Here is a 423-nt window from a genome sequence, read left to right as displayed (position 1 = left end):
GCTTGTTTCCTGAAAGCCACACGAACCCGATTAATGCGATACCTGCGACAGATGCATTTGAACTCACCCAGAATGACTCCCCTTTAACGCTAGATCAAAAAGTGGAGCTGGCTGCAGGGATTTTGCATGCCATGGGGCTGGATCATGATCTCGCTGAAACGGTAATGCTTGTGGGGCATGGCAGCACCAGTTGTAATAACCCGCATGCAGCCGGGCTGGACTGCGGTGCTTGCGGTGGGCAAACGGGTGAAATCAATGTGCGGGTGTTAGCGTTCTTGCTCAACGATGAATCGGTTCGTCAGGGCTTACTGGAAAAAGACATCAAAATTCCGGCGCAAACTCGTTTTGTGGCGGCCATGCATAATACCACCACCGATGAATTCACTTGTTTTGGTTTGAATCATGTGGATGAAACCATTCAAA

At 49.6% G+C, this 423-nt stretch carries 1 protein-coding gene; it reads left to right on the top strand.

Going from position 1 to position 423, the window contains the following annotated elements; translation table 11 throughout:
* Positions 1 to 101 precede the first annotated feature (101 nt).
* Positions 102 to 423, top strand: a 322-nt coding sequence (locus H8792_RS12430) for a putative inorganic carbon transporter subunit DabA (protein WP_324187616.1), incomplete at its 3' end; no start/stop codon positions are given.

The organism is Thiomicrorhabdus heinhorstiae, assembly GCF_013391765.2.
Classification (GTDB): Bacteria; Pseudomonadota; Gammaproteobacteria; order Thiomicrospirales; family Thiomicrospiraceae; genus Thiomicrorhabdus; species Thiomicrorhabdus heinhorstiae.
The sequence above is the reverse complement of the archived record's forward strand: the minus strand, read 5'-3'. Positions and strand labels throughout refer to the sequence as shown.